General features: G+C 69.9%; 19 protein-coding genes. 11 read left to right on the forward strand and 8 right to left on the reverse strand.

What is annotated here, in order from left to right; translation table 11 throughout:
* The first annotated feature begins 48 nt into the window (after positions 1 to 48).
* From ASD30_RS07665 to ASD30_RS07705, 9 genes are all read left to right on the forward strand, one after another.
* Positions 49 to 654: a TetR/AcrR family transcriptional regulator gene (locus tag ASD30_RS07665; RefSeq protein WP_056679574.1), complete on the forward strand. Its 606-nt coding sequence runs from the start codon at positions 49 to 51 to the stop codon at positions 652 to 654.
* A complete protein-coding gene (locus ASD30_RS07670; protein ID WP_056679577.1) occupies positions 651 to 1,454 on the forward strand; it encodes a TIGR03084 family metal-binding protein in 804 nt (267 codons plus the stop codon). Before ASD30_RS07665 ends, ASD30_RS07670 begins: the two co-directional genes overlap by 4 nt.
* Positions 1,451 to 3,178: an acyclic terpene utilization AtuA family protein gene (locus ASD30_RS07675; protein ID WP_056679580.1), complete on the forward strand. Its 1,728-nt coding sequence runs from the start codon at positions 1,451 to 1,453 to the stop codon at positions 3,176 to 3,178. The genes ASD30_RS07670 and ASD30_RS07675 overlap by 4 nt, the downstream gene beginning before the upstream one ends.
* Complete coding sequence (locus ASD30_RS07680) at positions 3,178 to 4,314, forward strand: acyl-CoA dehydrogenase family protein (protein ID WP_056679583.1); 1,137 nt, start codon at positions 3,178 to 3,180, stop codon at positions 4,312 to 4,314. Before ASD30_RS07675 ends, ASD30_RS07680 begins: the two co-directional genes overlap by 1 nt.
* Positions 4,311 to 5,894, forward strand: coding sequence for an acyl-CoA carboxylase subunit beta (locus ASD30_RS07685; RefSeq protein WP_056679586.1), 1,584 nt, complete (start codon positions 4,311 to 4,313; stop codon positions 5,892 to 5,894). Before ASD30_RS07680 ends, ASD30_RS07685 begins: the two co-directional genes overlap by 4 nt.
* A complete protein-coding gene (locus ASD30_RS07690; protein WP_056679589.1) occupies positions 5,891 to 7,879 on the forward strand; it encodes an acetyl/propionyl/methylcrotonyl-CoA carboxylase subunit alpha in 1,989 nt (662 codons plus the stop codon). The genes ASD30_RS07685 and ASD30_RS07690 overlap by 4 nt, the downstream gene beginning before the upstream one ends.
* The gene (locus tag ASD30_RS07695) at positions 7,876 to 9,060 is read left to right on the forward strand and encodes an acyl-CoA dehydrogenase family protein (RefSeq protein WP_235532535.1); all 1,185 of its coding nucleotides are present in this window, start codon (positions 7,876 to 7,878) and stop codon (positions 9,058 to 9,060) included. The genes ASD30_RS07690 and ASD30_RS07695 overlap by 4 nt, the downstream gene beginning before the upstream one ends.
* 34 nt (positions 9,061 to 9,094) lie before the next feature.
* Complete coding sequence (locus ASD30_RS07700; RefSeq protein WP_056679592.1) at positions 9,095 to 10,249, forward strand: acyl-CoA dehydrogenase family protein; 1,155 nt, start codon at positions 9,095 to 9,097, stop codon at positions 10,247 to 10,249.
* Between the two features lie 62 nt (positions 10,250 to 10,311).
* Entirely contained in the window at positions 10,312 to 10,686 is a 375-nt protein-coding gene (locus ASD30_RS07705; protein ID WP_056679594.1) for an MmcQ/YjbR family DNA-binding protein, read from the forward strand.
* A 1-nt stretch (position 10,687) separates the two neighbouring features.
* On the opposite strand, the gene ASD30_RS07710 is transcribed toward ASD30_RS07705, so the two are convergent.
* The 3 genes from ASD30_RS07710 to ASD30_RS07720 are packed head-to-tail and all read right to left on the reverse strand — an operon-like array spanning position 10,688 to position 13,048.
* Positions 10,688 to 11,245: a protein-L-isoaspartate O-methyltransferase family protein gene (locus tag ASD30_RS07710; RefSeq protein WP_056679597.1), complete on the reverse strand. Its 558-nt coding sequence runs from the start codon at positions 11,243 to 11,245 to the stop codon at positions 10,688 to 10,690.
* Between the two features lie 19 nt (positions 11,246 to 11,264).
* On the reverse strand, positions 11,265 to 12,194 hold the full coding sequence (locus tag ASD30_RS07715) for a serine hydrolase (protein ID WP_056679600.1): 930 nt from the start codon (positions 12,192 to 12,194) through the stop codon (positions 11,265 to 11,267).
* Complete coding sequence (locus tag ASD30_RS07720) at positions 12,191 to 13,048, reverse strand: LysR family transcriptional regulator (protein ID WP_162254253.1); 858 nt, start codon at positions 13,046 to 13,048, stop codon at positions 12,191 to 12,193. Before ASD30_RS07720 ends, ASD30_RS07715 begins: the two co-directional genes overlap by 4 nt.
* 153 nt (positions 13,049 to 13,201) lie before the next feature.
* Here ASD30_RS07720 and bla point away from each other — a divergent pair, with 153 nt between their 5' ends.
* Positions 13,202 to 14,122 (forward strand): class A beta-lactamase, encoded by a 921-nt coding sequence (bla, locus tag ASD30_RS07725; RefSeq protein ID WP_056679605.1) that lies wholly within the window; start codon positions 13,202 to 13,204, stop codon positions 14,120 to 14,122.
* Positions 14,123 to 14,528: 406 nt separating this feature from the next.
* Positions 14,529 to 16,370 (forward strand): HNH endonuclease signature motif containing protein, encoded by a 1,842-nt coding sequence (locus ASD30_RS07730; RefSeq protein ID WP_056679608.1) that lies wholly within the window; start codon positions 14,529 to 14,531, stop codon positions 16,368 to 16,370.
* A gap of 694 nt (positions 16,371 to 17,064) precedes the next feature.
* Here ASD30_RS07730 and ASD30_RS07735 read toward each other — a convergent pair.
* The 5 genes from ASD30_RS07735 to ASD30_RS07755 are packed head-to-tail and all read right to left on the reverse strand — an operon-like array spanning position 17,065 to position 22,885.
* Entirely contained in the window at positions 17,065 to 17,619 is a 555-nt protein-coding gene (locus tag ASD30_RS07735) for a maltokinase N-terminal cap-like domain-containing protein (protein WP_056679914.1), read from the reverse strand.
* A 10-nt stretch (positions 17,620 to 17,629) separates the two neighbouring features.
* On the reverse strand, positions 17,630 to 18,412 hold the full coding sequence (locus tag ASD30_RS07740) for a DUF1295 domain-containing protein (protein WP_200951107.1): 783 nt from the start codon (positions 18,410 to 18,412) through the stop codon (positions 17,630 to 17,632).
* Positions 18,409 to 19,650, reverse strand: coding sequence for an SAM-dependent methyltransferase (locus ASD30_RS07745; protein WP_056679613.1), 1,242 nt, complete (start codon positions 19,648 to 19,650; stop codon positions 18,409 to 18,411). Before ASD30_RS07745 ends, ASD30_RS07740 begins: the two co-directional genes overlap by 4 nt.
* On the reverse strand, positions 19,647 to 20,942 hold the full coding sequence (locus ASD30_RS07750) for a class I SAM-dependent methyltransferase (RefSeq protein ID WP_056679616.1): 1,296 nt from the start codon (positions 20,940 to 20,942) through the stop codon (positions 19,647 to 19,649). Before ASD30_RS07750 ends, ASD30_RS07745 begins: the two co-directional genes overlap by 4 nt.
* Positions 20,939 to 22,885 (reverse strand): FAD-dependent oxidoreductase, encoded by a 1,947-nt coding sequence (locus tag ASD30_RS07755; protein ID WP_235532536.1) that lies wholly within the window; start codon positions 22,883 to 22,885, stop codon positions 20,939 to 20,941. Before ASD30_RS07755 ends, ASD30_RS07750 begins: the two co-directional genes overlap by 4 nt.
* Positions 22,886 to 22,897: the final 12 nt, after the last annotated feature.

The following is a 22,897-nucleotide window of genomic DNA, read 5'->3' on the forward strand; positions in this document are numbered from 1 at the left end:
TAAAAGTCAGGCTTGACTGTTTGTTGCTCAGGGGTGCATGGTGACTGCATGACCACCACCCGCGTGCCACAGGAGCAGCGAACGCGTGTCATGCGCCAGCGCCTGCTGGAGGCCACCGTCGAGTGCCTGGTCGAGGTCGGCTTCAGCGGCACCTCGACGACCTTGGTTTCTCGTCGGGCGGGCGTGAGTCGGGGTGCGCAGCTGCACCACTTCCCGACGAAGAACGACCTGGTCCTGGCCGCCGTCGAGCACCTCACCGAGAAGCGTGGGCTCGAGCTCGCCGCTGCGGCCGAGGGGCTGCCGCGTGGCGCCCGGCGTACCCGCGCGGTGCTCAGCATGCTGGGTGACCACTTCACCAGCCCCGTGTTCACCGCTGCCCTCGAGCTCTGGGTGGCCGCCCGCACCGACCCCGGCCTGCTCGAATCGGTCGGGCCGCTCGAGCAACGGGTCGGCCGCGAGACGCACCGGCTGACCGTCGAGCTGCTCGGCATCGACGAGTCGGTGCCCGGCAACCGCGAGCTGGTTCAGGCCACCCTCGACCTGGTCCGCGGCCTGGGCCTGGCCGACACGATCTCGGACGACGCCCGCCGGCGTGGTCGCATCCTCGACCGCTGGGCCGACCAGCTCGACACGATCCTCAAGGAGCAGAAGTGAGCGACGTACTTGACGGGGTCCTGGCCGATCTCGAGGCGCAGAGCGCCGAGCTCGACGACCACGTGGCCGGCCTGACCGAGGAGCAGTGGCGCATGCCGACCCCGGCCGCCGGCTGGGACGTCGCGACCCAGATCTCCCACCTGGCATGGACCGATGAGGCGTCCGTCGCTGCCGCGACCGACAAGGCGCGGTGGGACGAGCTCGTGCTCGAGGCCATCGCCGACCCGCAGAACGTGGTCGACAGCGCAGCCCTCGACGGTGCGAAGGTGCCGCCGTCCGAGCTGCTGGGCAGGTGGCGCGCGGGTCGCGCGGCCCTGGGCGCGGCCCTGCGCTCGGTGCCCGAGGGCGAGAAGATCCCCTGGTACGGCCCGCCGATGTCGCCGACCTCGATGGCGACGGCCCGCTTCATGGAGACCTGGGCGCACTCGCTCGACGTGTACGACGCCCTGATCTCGATCGGCTCCATCACCCGGCAGCCCGAGCCCACCGACCGCATCGTGCACGTGGCCCACATCGGCGTGCGCACCCGCAACTTCTCCTTCGCCGCGAACGACCTGACCCCGCCCGCCGAGGAGTTCCGCGTCGAGCTCACCTCGCCGAGCGGCCAGTCCTGGACCTACGGCCCGGCCGAGGCCGCCCAACGGGTCACCGGTTCGGCGATCGACTTCTGCCTGCTGGTCACCCAGCGGGTCAACCGCGCCGACACCGATCTCGTCGCGACCGGCACCGACGCCGACCAGTGGCTCGACGTCGCCCAGTGCTTCGCCGGCCAGCCCGGCGAGGGAAGGAAGGCACGATGATTCGCGTCGGCAACTGCTCCGGCTTCTACGGAGACCGCCTCTCCGCGATGCGGGAGATGCTGGAAGGCGCCGGGGCAGCTGAGAAGCGGCTGGACTACCTGACCGGCGACTACCTCGCCGAGCTGACCATGCTGATCCTCGGCAAGGACACCATGAAGGACCCGTCCCTCGGCTACGCGCGCACGTTCGTGCGCCAGGCCGAGGAGTGCATGGGACTGGCCCTCGAGAGTGGCGTGAAGATCGTCAGCAACGCCGGCGGCCTCAACCCCGCCGGGCTCGCCGCCCGGCTGCGCGAGGTCGCGAGCGGTCTCGGCCTCGACCCGAACATCGCCCACGTCGAGGGTGACGACCTTCGCGGCCGCGACATCGGGATCTCGGAGGGCGCCCTCACCGTCAACGCCTACCTCGGCGGCTTCGGCATCGCCCGCGCCCTCGAGCAGGGCGCCGACATCGTCGTCACCGGCCGGGTCACGGACGCCTCCGTGGTGGTCGGCCCCGGCATCGCGGCCTTCGGCTGGACGCCCGAGTCCTACGACGAGCTGGCCGGCGCGGTCGTCGCCGGACACGTCATCGAATGCGGCACCCAGGCCACCGGCGGCAACTTCTCGGGGTTCCGGTCGTTGCCCCACACCGGCACGCCGCTCGGCTTCCCGATCGCCGAGCTGGAGGCCGACGGCTCGTGCGTGATCACCAAGCACGACGGCACCGGTGGCGCGGTCACCGTCGACACCGTGACCGCGCAGCTGGTCTACGAGATCCAGTCGACGCGCTACCTCAACCCCGACGTGGCCGCCCTCCTCGACACGATCACCCTCACCCAGCAGGACACCGACCGTGTGGCGATCAGCGGCGTCCGCGGCGAGGCCCCTCCGTCGAAGCTGAAGGTCTGCGTCAACGAGCTCGGCGGCTTCCGCAACACCGTCGAGTTCGTGCTCACCGGCCTCGACATCGATGCCAAGGCCGACTGGGTGCGCGACCAGATGACCACCTCGCTCAAGGCGTCACCGCCGGCCGAGGTGGTGTGGTCGCGCACGTCCCACCCCCAGGCGGACGCCGAGACCGAGGAGAGCGCCTCCTGCCTGCTGCGCTGCACCGCCAAGGACCCCTCGGCCGGTCCGGTCGGCAAGCCGTTCACCTCCTCTGCCGTCGAGCTCGCGCTGGCGTCCTACCCCGGCTTCACCATGACCGGCCCTCCCGGTGCGCCCACGCCCTTCGGCGTCTACCGACCGGCGTACGTCGACCGCGCGCTGGTCGAGCACACGGTCGTGCACGCCGACGGCTCGCGTGAGGTGATCGCCGACCCGGTCAAGACCCACGACGTCGAGGTCGAGGGCGGCCAGCGACCCTCGCCGTACCCCGCGCCCTCGGACAACCTGACCCGCCGCATGCCGCTCGGCACCTTCGTCCATGCCCGCTCCGGAGACAAGGGCGGCGATGCCAACCTCGGGCTGTGGATCGCGAACGACGGCTCGCCGAAATATGCAGATCGCGTGACCTGGTTGACGAAACTCATCACCGCCAAGCGCCTGCGCGAGTTGGTGCCGGAGGCCGACGGCCTTGAGATCGAGGTCTTCATGCTGCCCAACCTCGGCGCGGTCAACGTGCTGGTCAAGGGGCTGCTCGGCGACGGCGTCGCCTCGTCCACCCGCTTCGACCCACAGGCCAAGGGGCTGGGCGAATGGGTGCGGTCACGGATGGTCAGCATCGAGGAGGCCCTGCTGTGATGTGGAGCGAGGAGCGCGCGGCGCTCAAGGAGTCGGCCGCCGAGTTCACCCGTCGCGAGATCATGCCGCACCTCCAGGAGTGGGAGGACGCCGGCGAGCTGCCGCGCGACCTGCACCTGGCCGCGGCCAAGCAGGGCGTGCTCGGCGTCGGCTATCCGGAGAGCGCCGGTGGCCAGGGCGGCGACCTGCTCGATGCGTGCGCCCTGCAGGAGGGCCTCATGGAGGCCGGTGCCTCGGGTGGGCTGATGGCCTCGCTGTTCACGCACGGCATCGCGCTGCCCCACATCATCGCCAACGGATCGCCCGACCTCATCGACCGCTTCGCCCGGCCCACCCTGGCCGGTGAGCTGATCGGGTCGCTCGCCGTCACCGAGCCCGGCGGTGGGTCCGACGTCGCCGGCATCACGACCAGGGCCGTGCGCGACGGGGACGACTACGTGATCAACGGCGCGAAGACCTTCATCACCTCGGGAGTGCGTGCCGACTTCGTGACCACCGCCGTACGCACCGGCGACGCGGGCCACGGCGGCATCTCGCTCATCGTCGTCGAGAAGGGCACGCCGGGCTTCACCGTCACCCGTGGCCTGAAGAAGATGGGCTGGCACTGCTCCGACACCGCCGAGTTGTCGTACGTCGACGTGCGCGTGCCGGCGGCCAACCTCGTCGGCGCGGAGAACCAGGGCTTCTACTACATCGCCGAGCAGTTCGTCGTCGAGCGCATCTTCCTGGCGTTGATGGGCTACGGCCACGCGGCACGTTCGCTGGCCCTCGCCGCGGCGTACTGCCGTGAGCGCGAGACCTTCGGCAAGCCGCTCATCTCGCGACAGGTGGTGCGGGCCAAGCTGGTCGAGATGCACCGCCAGGTCGAGGTGGCCCGCACCTACACGCTCGACGTCGCGGCCCGTCACGTCGCCGGAGAAGACGTCATCGCCCAAGCCTGCTTGGCGAAACAGACCGCGGTCGAGACCGCCGTGGACGTCACCAACGAAGCGGTGCAGCTCTTCGGCGGCACCGGCTACATGCACGGGACCGAGGTCGAGCGGCACTACCGCGACGCCAGGCTCCTGCCCATCGGAGGAGGAGCAACCGAAGTGTTGACCGACCTGGCCGCCCGTCTACTGGGCTACGCGTCATGACCGCGGACGTCGCACCGGACCGGCGCGAGACGATGCTGGCGAAGATCGCCGACCTGCACGCCGAGCAGACCAAGGCCGTCGAGGCAGGCGGCAAGTACATCGCCCGCCACAAGGAACGCGGCAAGCTCACCGCCCGCGAACGCGTCGACCTGCTGGTCGACGAGGGCTCGGCCTTCCTCGAGCTGATGCCGCTGGCCGGCTGGGGCAGTGACTTCGCGGTCGGCGCCTCACTGGTCACCGGCATCGGCGTGGTCGAGGGCGTCGAGTGCATGATCGTCGCCAACGACCCCACGGTGAAGGGCGGTGCGTTGAACCCGTGGTCGTTGCGGAAGTCGTTCCGGGCCGGCGAGATCGCCGAGCGCAACCGCCTCCCGATGATCAACCTGACCGAGTCGGGTGGTGCCGACCTGCCGACGCAGAAGGAGATCTTCATCCCCGGGGGCCGCGGCTTCCGCGACCTGACCCGGGCCTCGGCCCGCAAGCAGCCCACGATCTCGGTGGTCTTCGGCAACTCCACCGCCGGCGGTGCCTACGTGCCCGGCATGAGCGACTACGTGATCATGGTCAAGGAGCAGGCCAAGGTCTTCCTGGCCGGCCCGCCCCTGGTGAAGATGGCGACGGGGGAGGAGACCGACGACGAGTCCCTCGGTGGTGCCGAGATGCACTCGCGCATCTCCGGCTCCTCCGACTTCCTGGCCCTCGACGAGCACGACGCCCTGCGCATCGCACGACGCGTGGTGGCCCGGTTGAACTGGAGGAAGGCGGCGTACGCCGACACCGCGTACGCCGAGCCGGACCTCGACCCCGACGACCTGCTCGACCTGATCCCGACCGACCTGAAGGAGCCCTTCGACCCGCGCGAGGCGATCCTGCGCATCGTTGACGGCACGGGTGCCGACAACGCGGTGCCGTTCGACGAGTTCAAGCCGCTCTACGGCTCGTCGCTGTGCGTCGGCTGGGCCCGGCTGCACGGTCGCGAGATCGGCATCCTCGCCAACGCCCGCGGCGTGCTGATGAGCGAGGAGGCCCAGAAGGCAGCGCAGTTCATCCAGCTGGCGAACCAGAAGGACACCCCGCTGCTGTTCCTGCACAACACCACCGGCTACATGGTCGGCAAGGACTACGAGCAGGGCGGCATCATCAAGCACGGCGCCCAGATGATCAACGCGGTCTCGAACTCCAAGGTGCCGCACCTGACGGTGATCATGGGCGCGTCGTACGGCGCCGGGAACTACGGCATGAACGGTCGGGCCTACGACCCGCGGTTCCTCTTCACCTGGCCGAGTGCGAAGTCCGCGGTGATGGGACCCCAGCAGCTGGCCGGGGTGATGGAGATCGTGGCCCGCGAGTCCGCGGAGAAGAAGGGCCAGGTCTTCGACGCCGAAGGTTTCGTGGAGATCAAGAAGATGGTCGAGGGCATGATCGAGGAGCAGTCGATGCCCTACTTCCTCTCCGGCATGGTCTACGACGACGGAGTCATCGACCCCCGCGACACCCGCACCGTGCTGGGCATCTGCCTGTCCGTGATCGACAACCAGCCCATCGAGGGCGAGATGAACTTCGGGGTGTTCCGACTGTGATCAATCGACTGCTCGTGGCCAACCGGGGCGAGATCGCCCGACGCGTGTTCCGCACCTGCCGGGACCTCGGCATCGAGACCGTCGCCGTGCACTCGGACGCCGACGCCGACATGCCGTTCGTGCATGACGCGGATGCCGCCGTACGGCTGCCGGGCAACACGCCCGCCGAGACCTACCTGCGTGGCGACCTGGTCATCGAGGCCGCCCGCAGGGCCGGCGCGGACGCGATCCACCCCGGCTACGGCTTCCTCTCCGAGAACGCCGCCTTCGCCCGACAGGTGACCGAGGCCGGCCTGACCTGGGTCGGCCCCGACCCGTCGTCCATCGAGCAGATGGGCTCGAAGATCGAGTCCAAGAAGCTGATGGAGGCCGCCGGTGTCCCGGTCCTCGGCAACTTCACGCCCGAGACGGCGACCGAGGCTGACCTGCCCCTGCTGGTCAAGGCTTCCGCCGGCGGTGGCGGTCGCGGCATGAGGATCGTCCGCTCGCTCGACGCGCTTCCCGGCGAGATCGAGCGGGCGCAGAGCGAGGCACAGTCGGCGTTCGGCGACGGCACCGTGTTCGTCGAGCCGTACGTCGAGAACGGCCGCCACATCGAGGTCCAGGTGCTCGGCACCCCCGAGCGCGCCCTTGTCTTCGGCGAACGCGACTGCTCGGTGCAGCGTCGTCACCAGAAGGTGATCGAGGAGGCACCGGCCCCGGCGCTTCCCGACGCGACCCGCACCGCGCTGCACGACGCGGCCCGGGCCGCGGCCGAGGCGATCGACTACCGCGGCGCGGGAACCGTGGAGTTCCTCCACGACCCCGCGCGTGACCGGTTCTACTTCCTGGAGATGAACACCCGGCTCCAGGTCGAGCACCCGGTCACCGAAGCGGTCCACGGCGTCGACCTGGTGGCCCTGCAGATCGCGGTCGCCGAGGGCCACTCGCCGGACATCGAGGTCGGCCCGCCGAACGGCCACGCGGTCGAGGTTCGCCTCTACGCCGAGGACCCCGCCCACGACTACCAGCCCCAGAGCGGACGCATCGCCCGTTTCGAGGTGCCCGGGGTGGTGGCCGAGTTCGAGGGGCCGACGTCGTACGGCGTCCGGCTCGACTCGGGCGTCGGCTCGGGCGACGAGATCGGCACCTTCTACGACGCGATGATCGCCAAGGTGATCGTGCACGCGCCGACCCGCGAGCAGGCGTTGCGCCAGCTCGCCGGGACTCTCGCGAAGGCCCGCCTGCACGGGCTGGTCACCAACCGCGACCTGTTGGTCAACCTGCTCCGTGACCCGGTGTTCGCCGGTGCGGAGATGCACACCACCTGGCTGGACACGGCCGACCTGGCCTCCCTGGCGACGGCCTCGGGACGCCCGGGAGCGGTCGAGCTCAGCGGCTTCGCGGCCGCCATCGCGCTTGCGGAGCGGGATCGGGAGGCCCGCCCCGTGCAGCGGCGGATCCCGGCCGGGTTCCGCAACGTCGCGGCACATCCCCAGCGGGCCCTGTTCCACGTCGACGGCAGACCGTCGGACGACGTGTTGGAGATCCGTTGGTTCGGCGGCCGGAGCTATCTGTTCGCGGACCGTGACGACGTGTCCGTGCTCGAGGCGCGGCCCGACGTCGTCCGGCTCGAGGTCGACGGAGTCCAACGCAGGTTGACGATCCACACCGACGGCGACCGGGTCGACGTCGAGTCGTCACTGGGCCACGTGGGGCTCCGACGCAAGCCGCGCTTCACCGACCCGGCCGACCAGGTCGCCGAGGGATCGCTGCTGGCGCCGATGCCGGGCAGCGTGATCTCGCTGAGCGCAGCCATCGGCGACGAGGTCATCGAAGGCCAGACGATCCTCGTCATGGAAGCCATGAAGATGCAGCACACCATCGTCGCGCCGAGCGCCGGCACGATCACCGAGCTGGCCGCCACCACGGGGCAGCAGGTCGAGGCGGGCGCGGTGCTCGCCGTCGTCTCGACCGATGACGTCACCCAGGAGGAGAACGCATGAACCAGGCAGCCCCCACCCAGACCATGTTCAGCGAACCCGAGGAGCGCGTCGCGCTGCGCGAGGCGGTCGCGAAGCTGGCCGGGAAGTACGGTCGTGAGTTCGTCGAGAAGCAGGCCCGCGAGGGCGGCAAGATGACGGACATGTGGCTCGAGATGGGCCGCAACGGATTCCTCGGCGTCAACATCCCCGAGGAGTACGGCGGCGGTGGCGGCGGCATGTCCGACCTCGCGTCCGTGCTCGAGGAGTGCGCCGCGGCCGGTGCCCCCCTGTTGATGATGGTGGTCTCTCCCGCGATCTGCGGGTCGATCATCACCCGCTGCGGCACGGAGGACCAGAAGAAGCAGTGGCTGCCCGGGATCGCCGACGGCTCGCACCTGATGGCGTTCGGCATCACCGAGGCCGACGCCGGCTCCAACTCCCACCAGATCACCACGACGGCCACCCGTGACGGTGACCACTGGGTGATCAACGGACAGAAGACCTTCATCTCCGGGGTCGACGAGGCGCAGTCCGTCCTGATCGTCTCGCGCACGGAGGACGCGAAGACCGGCAAGCTCAAGCCCGCGCTGTTCGTCGTACCCACCGACGCCGAAGGCTTCGAGAAGCAGCCGATCCCGATGTCGTGGCAGGCACCGGAGAAGCAGTTCACGCTGTTCCTCGACAACGTGCGGGTGCCCGCAGACGCGCTGGTCGGTGACGAGGACGGCGGCCTGTGGCAGCTCTTCGCGGGCCTGAACCCCGAGCGGATCATGGGCGGCGCGTTCTCCTGCGGCATGGCCCGCTACGCCCTGGACAAGGCGGTGGCCTACGCCAAGGAGCGCTCGGTCTGGAAGGACCAGGCGATCGGCGCCCACCAGGGCATCGCGCACCCGCTGGCGAAGATCAAGATCGAGCTCGAGCAGGCCAGGCTGCTGTGGCAGAAGGCCGCGGCGCTCTACGACGCCGGCGACGACATGGCCGCCGGGGAGTACGCCAACATGGCCAAGTACGCCGGCGGCGAGGTGGCCTGCAATGCGACCGACGTCGCGGTGCACACCCACGGTGGCAACGGCCTCACCCAGGAGTACGGCCTCGGCAACATGCTGGTCGCTGCCCGGCTCGGGCGGATCGCCCCGGTCTCGCGGGAGATGATCCTCAACTTCGTGGCGATGCACTCCCTGGGCCTGCCGAAGTCCTACTGACCCCCAAAACCCCCACCGTTTCAGGAGAATCACCGTGCAGCGCAACATCTTCGACGCCGATCACGACGCGTTCCGCGACACCGTCCGAGCCTTCCTCGACAAGCACGTCGTCCCTCACCACGAGGAGTGGGAGACCGCCGGCATCGTGCCGCGTGAGCTGTGGGAGCAGGCCGGCGAGCTCGGCCTTCTCGGCTTCATGATGCCGGAGGAGTACGGCGGCGGCGGGGTGCAGGACTTCCGCTACAACGCCATCCTCCAGGAGGAGCTGACCAGGATCGGCGCCAGCGGTGTCGGCTTCGCACTGCACACCGACCTCGTCTCCGGCTACCTTCTCTCCTACGCCAACGACGAGCAGAAGGCGCGCTGGTTCCCGAAGTTCTGCACCGGCGAGACGATCACCGCGATCGCGATGACCGAGCCCGGCGCGGGCTCCGACCTGCAGGGCATGACGACCACCGCCAAGCTGGTCACCAATGACGGCGACCCCTACTACCTGGTCAACGGGTCCAAGACGTTCATCTCCAACGGCATCAACGCCGACCTCGTGGTGGTGGCCTGCAAGACCGACACCGAGGCCGGCGCCCAGGGCATCTCGCTGGTCGTGCTCGAACGCGGCATGGCGGGCTTCGAGCGCGGTCGCAACCTCGACAAGATCGGCCTCAAGGCGCAGGACACCGCCGAGCTGTTCTTCGACAACGTGAAGGTCCCGGTCGCGAACCTGCTGGGCGAAGAGGGCAAGGGCTTCATCTACCTGATGGAGAAGCTCCCGCAGGAGCGCCTCACCTTGTGCGTCGTCGCTGCCGCGGCCTGCCGCTCGGTGATCGACCAGACCGTCGCCTACGTGCAGGAGCGCAAGGCCTTCGGGAAGCCGATCTCGGCGTTCCAGAACACCCGCTTCACGCTGGCCGAGCTCGAGACCGAGGCACGCATCGCCCAGGTGTGGGTCGACCGCTGCATCACCGAGCTCAACGCCGGCACGCTCTCCATCGACGACGCCGCCGCCGGCAAGTGGTGGACCACCGAGCTGCAGAAGAAGACCGTCGACGCCTGCCTCCAGCTGCACGGCGGCTACGGCTACATGAGCGAGTACCCGATCGCCAAGGCGTACCTCGACACCCGCATCCAGACGATCTACGGAGGAACCACGGAGATCATGAAGGAGATCGTCGGCCGCATGATGGGCCTCTGATCGTCCTCCGATGACTCGGGACGTCTGATCGGCTGTCGGCGGCGCATGGCAGGCTTTGTGCCATGGCCAAGAAGGAGCGCCCGCTCGTCCCGACGTGGATGCTCGAACGCCTGCGCGCGATCCTCGACCCGCTCCCGCGGATCCACGAGGAGGACGCGTGGGTGGGCGTGCGCTGGCGGGTCGGCGGCAACACCGTGGTGCACGTCTTCGGCGGCGAGGACCAGCTCTTCCGCATCGTCTTCCGGGGCGAGCCCGACGAGGTCGCGGCGTTCGAGCACCTCGGTGCGCCGTACTTCCGGGCCGGCTGGGGCCGTGACGTGATCGGCATGATCATCGACGAGGACTCCGACTGGACCGAGGTGCGTGAGCTGCTGGTCGACTCCTTCTGCCTGATGGCACCCGACCACCTGGCCGCCCAGGTCGACCGTCCGGGCTGACCTACTTCAGCGGCACGAAACGGTAGTAGCCGTGCCTGGTCACGTCGACGTCGTCCGAGCGCTTCACGACGAGCAGCATCACGCCGGACACCGGGATGACCATGCGCCCGCCGTCGGCCAGCTGTGCGACCAGCTCGTCGGGCAGCGTGGCCGGCTCGGCCGAGACCAGGATGCAGTCGTACGGCGCGTGCCGGGGCAGGCCGAGGACGCCGGGCTCGGCAGGTTCGATGCTCGCCCACGGCTTTGCCGCCCCTTCGAGATTCCGCTGTCCCCATGCGGTGATCGAGGGCACCAGCTCGACTCCCCGCACCCGGCCGGTCGGCCCGGTCAGGTGCGCCAGCAGGGCAGTGGTCCAGCCCGACCCGGCGCCGACGTCGAGCACGTGCTGGCCGCGGCGTACGTCGAGCAGCTCGAGCATCGCCTCCACCGTGCGGGGTTGGGAGTTGGTCTGTCCCTCCCCGATCGGGATCGGTCCGTCGTACGACGCACGCCGGCGCGCCCGGGCCGGCAGGAATCCGGCTCGTGGCACCGCCTCGAACGCCGCAGCCACGGGCTCCATGCCCCGAGTCAACCACGCACTAGAACCGGAGCACCTCGAATGCCGCCCGCCCGGCCAGCGCAATGGCACGCTCTGCTTCGGGCTGCACCCTCGACGGCACCGTCGAGACAGTCAGCGCCGCCACCGCGATGCGGTCCCCGGCCGAGGAGCAGATCGTCCCGGCCTCGTGTCGGAGGTTGAGGAAGGTCCCGGTCTTGCTGTGCACCCGCACCAGGTCGGAGGACAGACCCGAGGCGAGCCTGGCTCCGTTGACCTGGCCTCCGAGGAGTTCGCGCAGTCGTGCGGTCGCGGGCGGCACGCTGACGCGGTCATTCCAGACCTTGTCCATCAGGTCGACCAGTCCACGCGAGGTGCCGCAGGTCGCGGTGCCGCTGTCGAGGGCGGGAAGGACGTGGCCGCCGCCGCCCGTGGTGGCGCGTATCGCGAGCTCGAGGGCCAGCACCGGGTCGTCGGACGAGGCCGCGCTGACCGCGTCGTACAAGGTCCGGATCGGGTGACGCACCTGGATCCCGGTGCAGCCCCACGCGGCCAGCCTGTCGGCGACCGCCGCCGGCGGCGTGATCTCGAAGAGCGCGTCGGCCGCGGCGTTGTCGCTCACGGTCAGCATGAGGAGCACGAGGTCCTCCACGGCCACCGACGTCGGGTGACGGAACGACGAGATCCCGGTGGGGCCGGGAGTCCGGTCCTTCGGGTCCAACGTCACCTGGCGTTCGGCGTCAAGCTCTCCGCAGGCGATCAGGTCGAGGACGACGAGGGCCAGCGGAACCTTGGAGACCGACGCCAGCGGGAACGGCAGGTCGGGCTCGAAGCCCAGCTCCTCACCAGTGTCGAGGTTGCGGGCACTGAACGCGCCCCGCAGTCCGGCTTCCGACCATGCCTGCCTGATCTCGTGGGCCACCTCGACGGCTTCGCCGGAGAACCCGTACGCCGAGCTCGCCGCGCCGCTCACGTGAGTCCCAGGGCATCAGCCAGCGGTTTCTCGAGCACCTCGATGCCGGCCGGCAACGTGGCGTCCGGCTGACTGGTGAACGCGTAGCTCCGCACCAGCTCGAGTCCGCCCAGGGACCGCCACCGCAGGTCGTGCCGGGCCGCCCAACCCGGCGTACAGACGATGACGTCGCCGAGGTCGAGGGCCGCGGTGACGCTCTCGGTCCGACCGGCTCCGATCCGGAGCTGGTGCGGTGCCAGACCGCTGGCCCGTGCCGCACGGACGACGCGGTCGCGGATCCATGGCACGTCGTCCTCGGCATGCAGGTGCAGGACGGGAGCCCGGTCGGCCGGTCCCTGCCGACGCAGCTGGTCGAGGTGCACGCGCCGTCCGCGGATGGCGCCGCCGCTGGTGGCGGCGCCGAGCTCGGCTGTCATCACTCCCTCCCCTGCGGGGCAGGCCGTGAGCGCGACGGTCACCTGGCCGCTCCTGGACGCCGCATGGCGTTCTGACGGATCGAGCTCGACGAAGTCGACGTCCACGCCGGCGCGCTCACCGGCCCTGCGGGCGGTGACCAGGCCGCGCGGATCGGCGTCGCGGGGGAGCCCCACGACCACCTGGGTGTCGTGCCGGCGAGCCAGGTCCTGGAGGTGGTCGGCGCGGGCGATCAGGTCCGCGGCATGGGGCAGGAGCCTGCGGCCCAACGGGGTCAGTTCGACCTCGCGCGACGTACGACGCAGCAGGGCACCGGCGAAGTGCTTCTCGAGCGCCGCGACCCGCCGGCTGACGACCGGTTGCGGGACGCCGCACGCGTCCGCCGCCCGGGTGAAGCTGCGCTCGTCGGCGACCGCCACGAACGCCCTGAGATGAGCCACGAGATCCACCCGGGAACCATAGCGACAACGCATGGATCAGTAGCCGAACCGTCTTGGACACGGGTGGCCGCCGTCCGGTTCCGTGGGGCCACACATCCATCCCGGGAGGCCGCCATGTCTGCATCGAACCCGTCTGCACCGAACCCGTCTGCCATGAATCCGCCACACCGCCGCACCCTGCTCAAGGCGGGTGCGGTTGCCCCCTTCGCCCTGGCCGCGTCGGGCTGGCTGCCCGCGAGTGGTGCCGCGCCTGCCACCACCGCCGGGCGCGGTGACCGGGTGAGCGAGGTGGCCGCCATCGAGCGGCGGTACGACGTGACGGTCGGCCTCTCTGCCACCCACCTCCCCAGCGGCAGGACGATGCAGCACCGGGCGGACGCGCCGGCAGCGATGTGCTCGGTGTTCAAGGCGCTGGCGGCAGCGGCCGTGCTGCGCGACCACGATCGCCGCGGGGAGACCCTGGACCGGCGGGTCTTCTACCCACCTGCCGACGTCCTGATCAGTCACACCCCGGAGACCGGCAGGCACGTCGACGACGGCATGACGATCCGCGAGCTCTGCGACGCCGCCCTGCGCTTCAGTGACAACGCGGCAGGCAACCTGCTGCTGCGTGAGATCGGCGGCCCGCGCGGGCTGACCGCGTTCCTGAGGTCGGTCGGCGACGGCGTCTCCCGGCTGGACCGGTGGGAGACCGAGCTCAACTCGGCCCTGCCCGGAGACCCGCGCGACACCACGACTCCGGCCGCGATCGCGCGGACGTACGCCGGCCTGCTCGTCGGCGACACCCTGTCGCGGCGGGACCGGGCGACCCTGCGCGACTGGATGCTGGCCAACCAGACCTCGGACAACAGGTTCCGGGCCGGACTGCCGGAGGGGTGGATCCTGGCCGACAAGACCGGTGGCGGCGACTACGGCAGCAACAACGACGTCGGTGTGGCCTGGAACCCTCGCGGCGAGCCCGTGGTGATCGCCGCACTGGTGCGCGGGAAGGTCGCCGACGCGGTCACGCCGGACATCGTCCACGCCGAGCTCGCAGCCCTCGTCGCCGACCGTCTCGGCTCCTCCGGCAGCTGATGACCTCGTGCAGCCGATCGTTGGTTGAGGAAGTCGCGCAGCGACTGTCTCGAAACCACCCCGCCCGGCACCCTTCGCTGGTTGGGGAGCCGCGCACCGCACGGTGATGCGCGTACGACGAACCCGCCAGCTCGTCCTCCGCCTGTCGCGAACCGTGTGTTCTTGATGCGCGAACCGTGTGCTTTTGATGCGCGAACACCGGGTCCTTGGTGGCTCGGTGGTTGAGGAAGTCGCTCAGCGTCCGTCTCGGAACCACCCCGCCCGGCACCCTTCGCTGGTTGAGGAAGTCGCTCTGCGACTGTCTCGAGACCACCCACAGAAAATGGTTCGAAGAATCTTCTCCGGGGCCTGTGGACAACGACTTTTTGGGGTGTCGGCTGTCGGTGGTGCCTGATGCAATGGACCCATGATCGAAACCGATGCAGGAGCCCAACCCTTCGAGGTCGACGACCTCGAAGGCGCGGTCCTGCTCGACCTGATCACCGACGCCAAGGACACCGCCTGGCGTGCCGAACGCCGCAAGCTCCGCCTCGCCTACCAGGCGGTCCTGCTCGACCTGATCACCGACGCCAAGGACACCGCCTGGCGTGCCGAACGCCGCAAGCTCCGCCTCGCCTACCAGTTGTGTGTCACCAACCCGGCCGGGCCCGGTGTGGATGCGGCGACGTGGGGTGACGGGATCCCCGGACTGGCCGACTACGACCAAGCGTTGGGTGGTGAAGGGACCCCGTTGGTGGCGGCGTTCGTGACCGAGTCCTGGGCCACCGCCACCGCCGTGTCCTCCTGGACCGCGAAACGGCTGCTGGCGAACACGTTGGACCTGCACCACCGCCTCCCGAAGACCTGGGCTGCGGTCGATGCGTTGGAGCTCGAAGCGTGGCGGGGCTGCAAGATCGCCGAAGACACCCATGACCTCTCCGCCGAGGCGGCCGAGTGGATCGACACCGAACTCGCCCGGTTGGGTAGGTATGGGATCCCGACCATCGAGAAGACGATCAGGTCGGCGATCGCGAAGTTCCACCCCGACAAACTCGACAACAATGAGCCCTCGCCGGTGCCCGGGAAGGACCAGTGGGACGTCACCATCGAGCACGGCGCGGGTGCAGGCAACGGCACCAGCCGGCTGGATGCGATGGGTGACTCGGTGGACCTGGCGAAGTTCCACGACCTCATCAGTGATGAGGCCACCACGATGGGCCGCCTGGGTGACACCGACACGTTGGGGCAACGCAGGGCCAAGGCCCTCGGCGTGATCGCGGATCGGCAGGCCAGCGCCGACCTCCTCGGCCTCATCGGCGACGACAACGGGACCGACGACCATGCCAACAGGAACCGTGACGGCGACGGCAACACGACGGTGCAGGAGCCGGCGAAGGCGACTGCGATGGGTGACTCGCTGGACCTGGCGAAGTTCCACGACCTCATCAGTGATGAGGCCACCACCCTCGGCAAGCTGGGTGACACCGACACCCTCGGGCAACGCAGGGCCAAGGCCCTCGGCGTGATCGCGGATCGGCAGGCCAGCGCCGACCTCCTCGGCCTCATCGGCGACGACAACGGGACCGACGACCATGCCAACAGGAACCGTGACGGCGACGGCAACGGCAACGGTGCAGGAGCCGGTGAAGGCGACGGCAACGGCGATGGAGCCAGTGAAGGCGACGACGCGGGCAGTCACGGTGCGGGCAAGCAGGTCACGCCGCGCAAGTCCTACCTCAAGACCCGGCTCTACATCCACGTGAACCTCGCCGACCTCGCCACCACCGGCACCCACGGCGCCTCCGCAGGCACCGGCGGCCACGAGCCGGCGCCGGGGATGGCGGAGACGAACCTGTTCGGAGCCGTCACCGTCGAGAAGATTCTCGACTGGATCCGTGACCTCGGCCCCGACGCCACGATGACCCCGGTCATCGACCTGAATCACGACTGGGCCGTCGATCAGCACGACCCGCCCGAAGCGATGCGTGAACAGGTCATCACCCGCGACCGGCATTGCGTCTTCCCGCACTGTTCGGTTGATTCACGCCGTTGCGACCTCGACCACATTGAGTCCTACGACGACACCGGGCCACCGGGGCAGACCAGCCCCGACAGGCTCGCCCCGTTGTGCCGGCGACATCACCTCGCCAAGACCCACGGCCGGTGGTCGTACGTCAGGAACAAGGACGGGACCTATACCTGGACCAACCAGTACCGCCGGACCTGGCTGGTCACCACCCACGGGACGATCGAGCTCCCCACCAACTGAACCCCGACACCGCGCGACAGCGGACCTGGCTGGTCACCACCCACGGGACGATCGAGCTCCCCACCAACTGAACCCCGACACCGCGCGACAGCGACTTCATCCGCAGCAACGTCGGGATCAGTACAAGCAGCACCGGCCCCACAGCACCACCAGCGCAAGCCCCGCCACCACAACACGGTGAACGGGGCTACCGCCACGCCCACACCGGCCCACCGCCGTCCTCACCGCCCGCTTGGCCCTATTGCCCTGACCGGGCCTGGTTTCGAGACGGCGCTGACGCGCCTTCTCAACCACCGAGGCGGGCAAGGTTTCGAGATGGTCCCTAGCGGGACCTCCTCAACCATCGAGAAGCGCACGGCGTCGCAAGCACGGCCTTCCGTGGTGGCTGACGGCTCCCGATCTTCGACTGGACGACCTTCAGCCACCATCGAAGCCTTCGCACGCACCAAGCAGGTTTCGAGACGGCGCTGGCGCGCCTCCTCAACCACCGAGATGGCGTTCAGCGGTAACCCCGGGCTCGACGCGTGGCTCATGCCTACGCGGGGCTACCACTGGAGCCGCGCCCGACGACGGGCGTGGTTTCGAGACGGTCCCTGGCGGGACCTCCTCAACCACCGAGGCCGCCCGACGACGGGCGTGGTTTCGAGACGGCGCTGGCGCGCCTCCTCAACCAACCGGGGGACGCGCTGCTGATTCAGGCGGAGGCGATGACGGCGGTGCCGCCGTCCCAGGTGGCCACCAGGGTTGACGATCCGGGCAGTTCGGCGCCGATCTGGGCGGCGAGGTGCACCTGGAGTCCGTCGGGCGAAGCAGCCGGGTTCTCCACCGCGAGGCGGACGGTCGGCTCGCGGGTCTCGACGAGGGTGTCGCCGTCCCAGACCTCGAGGGCGGCCTGTTCCTGCTGGCCGGCCAGTGCCCGCCGGAAGGCGGCAATCGCGACCGGATCGCCGGAGGCGTCGTACACCCAGCGCTGGCCGAGGACCGAGTGCTCCATCGTGGTGATCAGGTGCGCGTCGGCGCCGTCGAGCGGGGCGGCGCGGTAGGTCACGACGACGTGCCGCAGCGGACCGCCGCGGGTGATCAGCAGGCCCTCGATGCCGACCTCACCGTCGGGGTCGTCGAGGCGGTAGTTGCCGACCTGGCTCAACGCATCGGGGCCCTCGAGGCCACCGGAAGCGGGCGTGGCGAGCCATGCGTCGAGGAGCTCCAGCTTGGTCGGAGTGATGGTTGCCCGGTGGATGATCGCCATGGCGGCGAGCCTACCGAGCACGCCGGCCCGGCCGACGCGGCGGCAGGGGGACGAACATCGACGTGCGGGCGACGTAGTCGTCCCAGCTGGGCCGGCCGGCCATGTGCTTCTCGAGCAGGCGGGCGCCGGTCGCGAAGACCAGGAAGTAGGTCATCGCCACGGGGGAGAGGACGGTCAGCACGCCGGGCCATGCCGACGCGGCGACGAGGAAGATGCCCCACCACACGCAGGTGTCGCCGAAGTAGTTCGGGTGCCGGGTCCACGCCCACAGGCCGCGGTCCATCACCGGGCCACGCTCGGGATCACGCTTGTACGCCGCCAGCTGGGCGTCGCCGACCGATTCGAAGAAGACGCCGACCAGCCACAGGACTACGCCGACCGCCACGACCCACGTGACACCGGAGCCGGCGACGGCCGAGACCTGCAGCGGTAACGACACGAACCACAGTGCGATGCCCTGGGTGGCGAAGACCCGGCGCACCGCGACGGCGTACGACTGGCCCTCGAGCATGGCGGCGTAGCGGGCGTCCTCGGGTTGTCCGTGGTTGCGACGGTGCATGTGCCAGGCCAGCCGGAGTCCCCAGAACCCGACGAGCGCGAACAGCAGCCAGCGCCGCCAGTCAGCCCCGTCGCCCAGCACCGCGGCGACCAGGGCGATCAGCACGAACCCGAGGCCCCACGAGGTGTCGACCACCGAGACCTTGCCGAGCCGATGCCCGATCACGGCAGTGACCGCCATCAGCAGGGCCGCCGCCGCGAGGGAGGCGCCGGAGACGAGGACGAACGCAGTCACCACGTGCGGACCGGCGGGATCGTGTGGTCCCGTCCTGGCCGCACGGACAGGATCTGGTCGACGCCCATGCGGCCGTCGCGAAAAGCCATACCCCCGCCGACGAGGTAGAGCCGCCAGACACGGGCGACCTCCTCGCCGACGAGGGCGGTGACCCGGTCGATGTTGGATTCGAACGTCTCGATCCATGCCCCCACCGTGCGCACGTAGTGCTCACGCATGGCGTGCACGTCGCGGACTTCGAGACCCCCGCTCTCGAAGAACGCCACGGTTTCACCGACCGGACGCATGTGCATGTCGGGAGCGATGAACGACTCGATGAACGGGCCGCCTCCCGGATGCTTGCCGGTTCGCGACATCTGCTGGACCAGCACCCTGCCGCCGGGCTTCACTGAACGTCGAAGGACCTCGACGTACGTCGGGTAGTTGCGCTGGCCCACGTGCTCGCCCATCTCGACGGACGCGACCGCGTCGTACTCACCGGTGGCCTCCCGGTAGTCCTGCAGGCGGATCTCGGCGTGGTCCTCCAGGCCGAGGTCACGGATGCGGGCGTCGATGAACTTCTTCTGCTCGGCCGCGATCGTCACGCCGACCACCTTGATGCCGCGCTGCGCGGCGTGCAGGGTCAGCGAACCCCAACCGCAGCCCACGTCGAGCATCGTCATGCCCGGCTTGAGGCCGAGCTTGTCGAGGATCAGCGACAGCTTGTCGCGCTGCGCGTCGGCGAGCGTGTAGTCGGGCTCGTCGGAGCACCAGTAGCCCGAGGAGTAGGCCATCGACGGGTCGAGGATCAGCTCGTAGAAGTCGTTGGAGAGGTCGTAGTGGTGGCTGATCGCCGCGCGGTCGCGCAGCTTGCTGTGCAGCCGCCCGCGGACCCGGGCCTGGGAGGCCGGCGCACGTGGTGGCAGGCGTACGTCGCGCAGCACCTTCACGAGTCCGCTGGCCACGGCAGGGCTGAAGCCCAGGCCGGCGAGCCCGCGTGATCGCGCGACCGACCGCACGTGGGTCAGGGCCGCGTCCAGGTCTCCGTCGACGTCGATCTCGCCGGAGACGTAGGCCTGTGCGGCGCCGAGCTCACCCGGGCGCCAGAAGATGCGGGACAACGCGTCGGGCGAGTGGATGGTGACCTTGGGCGCGTCGGACGGTCCGGCCGATGAGCCGTCCCAGGCCTCGAGCCGCACCGGCAGGCCGCCCCGCAGGACCGGGCGCAGGCCCGCTTCGAGGCGTGCGGCAACGCTCATGAGTCGCTCCTGGTCAGGGTGATCTGTTGTACGTCGAGGTACCCGGAAGCGAACCCGGCACGCGAGTACTCCAGGTAGAAGTGCCACATGCGCTCGAAGACGTCGTCGAACCCGAGGCGTCGTACGACGGGGCTCGACGTGCGGAACGCCTCGTCCCACAGGCGCAGGGTCTCGGCGTAGTGCAGCCCGAACGACAGCCGCTCGGTGACGCGCAGCGAGGTGTGCTCGGTGGTGACCTGCTCGATCGCCTCGGTCGAGGGCAGGAAGCCGCCGGGGAAGACGTACTTGTTGATCCACGTGAAACCACCGCGCGTGGCCAGCATGCGGTCGTGCGGCATGGTGATTGCCTGGATCGCGACCCGGCCACCGGGCGCGAGCAGCGAGTCGATCGTGGAGAAGTAGGTCGGCCAGAACTCGTGGCCGACGGCCTCGATCATCTCCACCGAGCAGACCGCGTCGTAGGTGCCGGTGACCTGGCGGTAGTCGAGCAGGTCGACCTCGACCCGGTCGGCGAACCCGGCCTCGGCGATGCGCTCACGGGCCAGCGCCTGCTGCTCGCTCGACAGGGTCACCGAGCGGACACTGGCGCCACGGCGGGCGGCACGGATCGCCAGCTCGCCCCAGCCGGTGCCGATCTCGAGCACCCGCGAGCCTTCGCGAACCCCGGCCTGGTCGAGGAGCCGCTCGATCTTGGCGCCCTGCGCACCCTCGAGGTCGGTGCGCTCGACGATGCCGGGGGACGCGGCGACCAGGTGGTCGCCGACCCGCTCGACCTGGCTGTCGAACAACGCCGACGAATAGCTCAGCGTCTTGTCGAGGAACGTCGCGAAGAGGTCGTTCGACAGGTCGTAGTGGTGGCTGATGTTGTCGCGGGTCTGGTCCTCGCTGTTGCGGTGGGTGCGGGGCATCCGCGCCATCCAGACCGCGCGCAGGCGCTGCATCCAGTCGGGCACCAGCGTCGCGATCTCGCCGGCCATCCTGGTCAGCAGGGCGTCGAGGTCGGGGGAGTCCCAGGCGCCGGTCATGTAGGCCTCACCGAAGCCGATCAGGCCGTCGTTGCCGACCTTGCGGAAGAACTCGTCGGGCCGGTGCAGCACGATCGTCGGCGCCGACGTGTCGACGGCGCGCACGTTCGGCGTCTCGACGGTGATCCCGAGCCGCTGCGTGGCGTGCGCGAAGATCCGGCGGGCCACGGCTGCCGAGACGGCGGCCCTCGGCCCGGACGGTACGGCGTACAGGCCCGGCCAGCGGTCGGCCTGTGTGGTCTCCTGGCGAGCGTCGGTGATGGTCACTGGACCCCCTCCTGTCGTGGGTGCGTGGGCCTGCGCTGGACGGGGAGTCGTCGCAGCCAGAGGCCGATGCCCTGTGTTCGGATCAACAGTGAGGTCCGGATTGGTGCCAGTGCCGCACGCCACGGTCGCCGCCCGGCGGGCAGCGCGCGGGCGGTCACCGACGCGGTGAACGCGGGCTCGCCGTCGCGCTGCAACGTCACCGAGACCGCGATCCGGTCACCGGGCGGGGTCACCGACACCTCGTAGTGACCCGACGTGTCGTTGAACGGCGAGACGTACATCGCCTTGTCGACGCCTGCGTGACCATGCGCATCAGGTCGTACGACGTACGCATGCCGGTCGCCGTAGGTGTTGTGGACCTCGAGCACCACGCAGGCCTGTGCGCCGCTGGCGTCGTGGCACCAGTAGACGCTGATCGGGTTGAAGCAGTGGCCCAGCGCCCGAGGGTTGGCGAGCATCAGGATGCGCCCGCCGTGGAGGGCGATTCCCTGTGTGGCAAGGAAGTCGTCGACATTCCGGCGCAGCGAGTGGTCGGGCGAACCGAGGTGGTCGCGGGCCTCGAACGACGCGGTCCACCGGGCAGGCGGGAGGTCGTCGAGGTCGACCAGCCAGGCATGGGAGGCGTTGTCGAACGCGTGCTCCACCGGCCCTCGGCGAACGTGCCGCACGGAGGTCTCGTAGACGCGACCGGCTTCCACCGCGGCGGGAGTGACGGACCACGCGAAGCCCAGCCGCTCGGCGGCGCGGGCACCCGAGGCCGCGCCGTCCTCGTGGAATCCCCAGCCGTGGTAGGCGCCGGCGAAGGCGAGACGGTCGGTGTCGAGCTCGGGCAACCGGCGTTGCGCGGCCACCGACGACGGCGTGTAGAGCGGGTGCTCGTACTCCATCGTCTCGATCACCGTGGCCGGGTCGACCAGGTCGGCGCCACCCAGTGTGACGAGGTAGGGCCGGTCGGTGGGCAGCCGCTGGAGCCGGGTCAGGTCGTAGGTCACGGTGACCTCGCCGGTGCTGGCCTCCGGGCGGAGGAAGTTCCACGACGCCCGCGCGCGGCGTGCCTTGGGCAGGAGTGACGCGTCGGTGTGCAGGCGCGCGGTGTTGCGCGAGTAGGGGATCGCGCCGAGCACCTCGCGCTGCGCGGGTGTCGGGTCGGCCAGCATGGTCAGCGCCTGGGCGGGGTGCGTCGCGATGACGACCGCGTCGAACCTGGTCACCTCACCGTTGCCGTCCGTGACCTCGACGCCGTCGGCAGTCTCGAGGACGGAGGTGACCTTCGTGCCGAGGCGTACGTCGGGGAGCTGGGCGGCCACCCTGGCGACGTACTCCCGCGAGCCACCGGTGACGGTGCGCCACTGCGGCGAGCCGAAGACACCGAGCATGCCGTGGTGCTGGAGGAACGCGAAGAGGTAGCGGGCCGGGTAGTCGAGGGACGACTCGGGGTCGCACGACCACACCGCGGCGACCAGCGGCTCCATGAAGTGCCGGGTGAAGTACGCCGAGAAGCCGCCGTCCGCGAGGAAGTCGCGCAGGGTCTGGTCCTCGGCAGCCTCACCCGAGCCCGAGGAGGCCAGAAGTGCGCGGGCCCGGCGGTGGAAGCGGGGGACCTCGACCAGCATCCGCAGGTACGCCGGCCGCCCCAGGTTCGCGAACGTCGGGAACAGCCCACGCGCACCGAGCGCACCGGCGTACTCCAACCCGGTGGCGACGTCGCGCACCGACATCGACATGTCGGAGGCCTGGGTCTCGACGCCGAGCTCGGCGAAGAGCCGGAGCAGGGTCGGGTAGGTGCGCTCGTTGTGCACGATGAACCCGGTGTCGATGGCCAGGCCGTCGACCTCGTGGGTGTCGGCATGGCCGCCGAGCCGGTCGTCGGCCTCGAACAGCGTGACGTGCGCCGTGCGGGAAATGGCGTACCCGGCGGTGAGGCCGGCAACGCCACTTCCCACAACGGCGACCCT

The organism is Nocardioides sp. Root140, assembly GCF_001426745.1.
Lineage (GTDB): Bacteria > Actinomycetota > Actinomycetes > Propionibacteriales > Nocardioidaceae > Nocardioides.

Coding starts and splice junctions, on each gene's coding strand:
- ASD30_RS07665 (WP_056679574.1), top strand. CDS start 49: ATGACCACCACCCGCGTGCCACAGGAGCAGCGAACGCGTGTCATGCGC.
- ASD30_RS07675 (WP_056679580.1), top strand. CDS start 1,451: ATGATTCGCGTCGGCAACTGCTCCGGCTTCTACGGAGACCGCCTCTCC.
- ASD30_RS07680 (WP_056679583.1), top strand. CDS start 3,178: ATGTGGAGCGAGGAGCGCGCGGCGCTCAAGGAGTCGGCCGCCGAGTTC.
- ASD30_RS07685 (WP_056679586.1), top strand. CDS start 4,311: ATGACCGCGGACGTCGCACCGGACCGGCGCGAGACGATGCTGGCGAAG.
- ASD30_RS07695 (WP_235532535.1), top strand. CDS start 7,876: ATGAACCAGGCAGCCCCCACCCAGACCATGTTCAGCGAACCCGAGGAG.
- ASD30_RS07705 (WP_056679594.1), top strand. CDS start 10,312: ATGGCCAAGAAGGAGCGCCCGCTCGTCCCGACGTGGATGCTCGAACGC.
- ASD30_RS07710 (WP_056679597.1), bottom strand. CDS start 11,245: ATGGAGCCCGTGGCTGCGGCGTTCGAGGCGGTGCCACGAGCCGGATTC.
- bla (WP_056679605.1), top strand. CDS start 13,202: ATGAATCCGCCACACCGCCGCACCCTGCTCAAGGCGGGTGCGGTTGCC.
- ASD30_RS07730 (WP_056679608.1), top strand. CDS start 14,529: ATGATCGAAACCGATGCAGGAGCCCAACCCTTCGAGGTCGACGACCTC.
- ASD30_RS07735 (WP_056679914.1), bottom strand. CDS start 17,619: ATGGCGATCATCCACCGGGCAACCATCACTCCGACCAAGCTGGAGCTC.
- ASD30_RS07745 (WP_056679613.1), bottom strand. CDS start 19,650: ATGAGCGTTGCCGCACGCCTCGAAGCGGGCCTGCGCCCGGTCCTGCGG.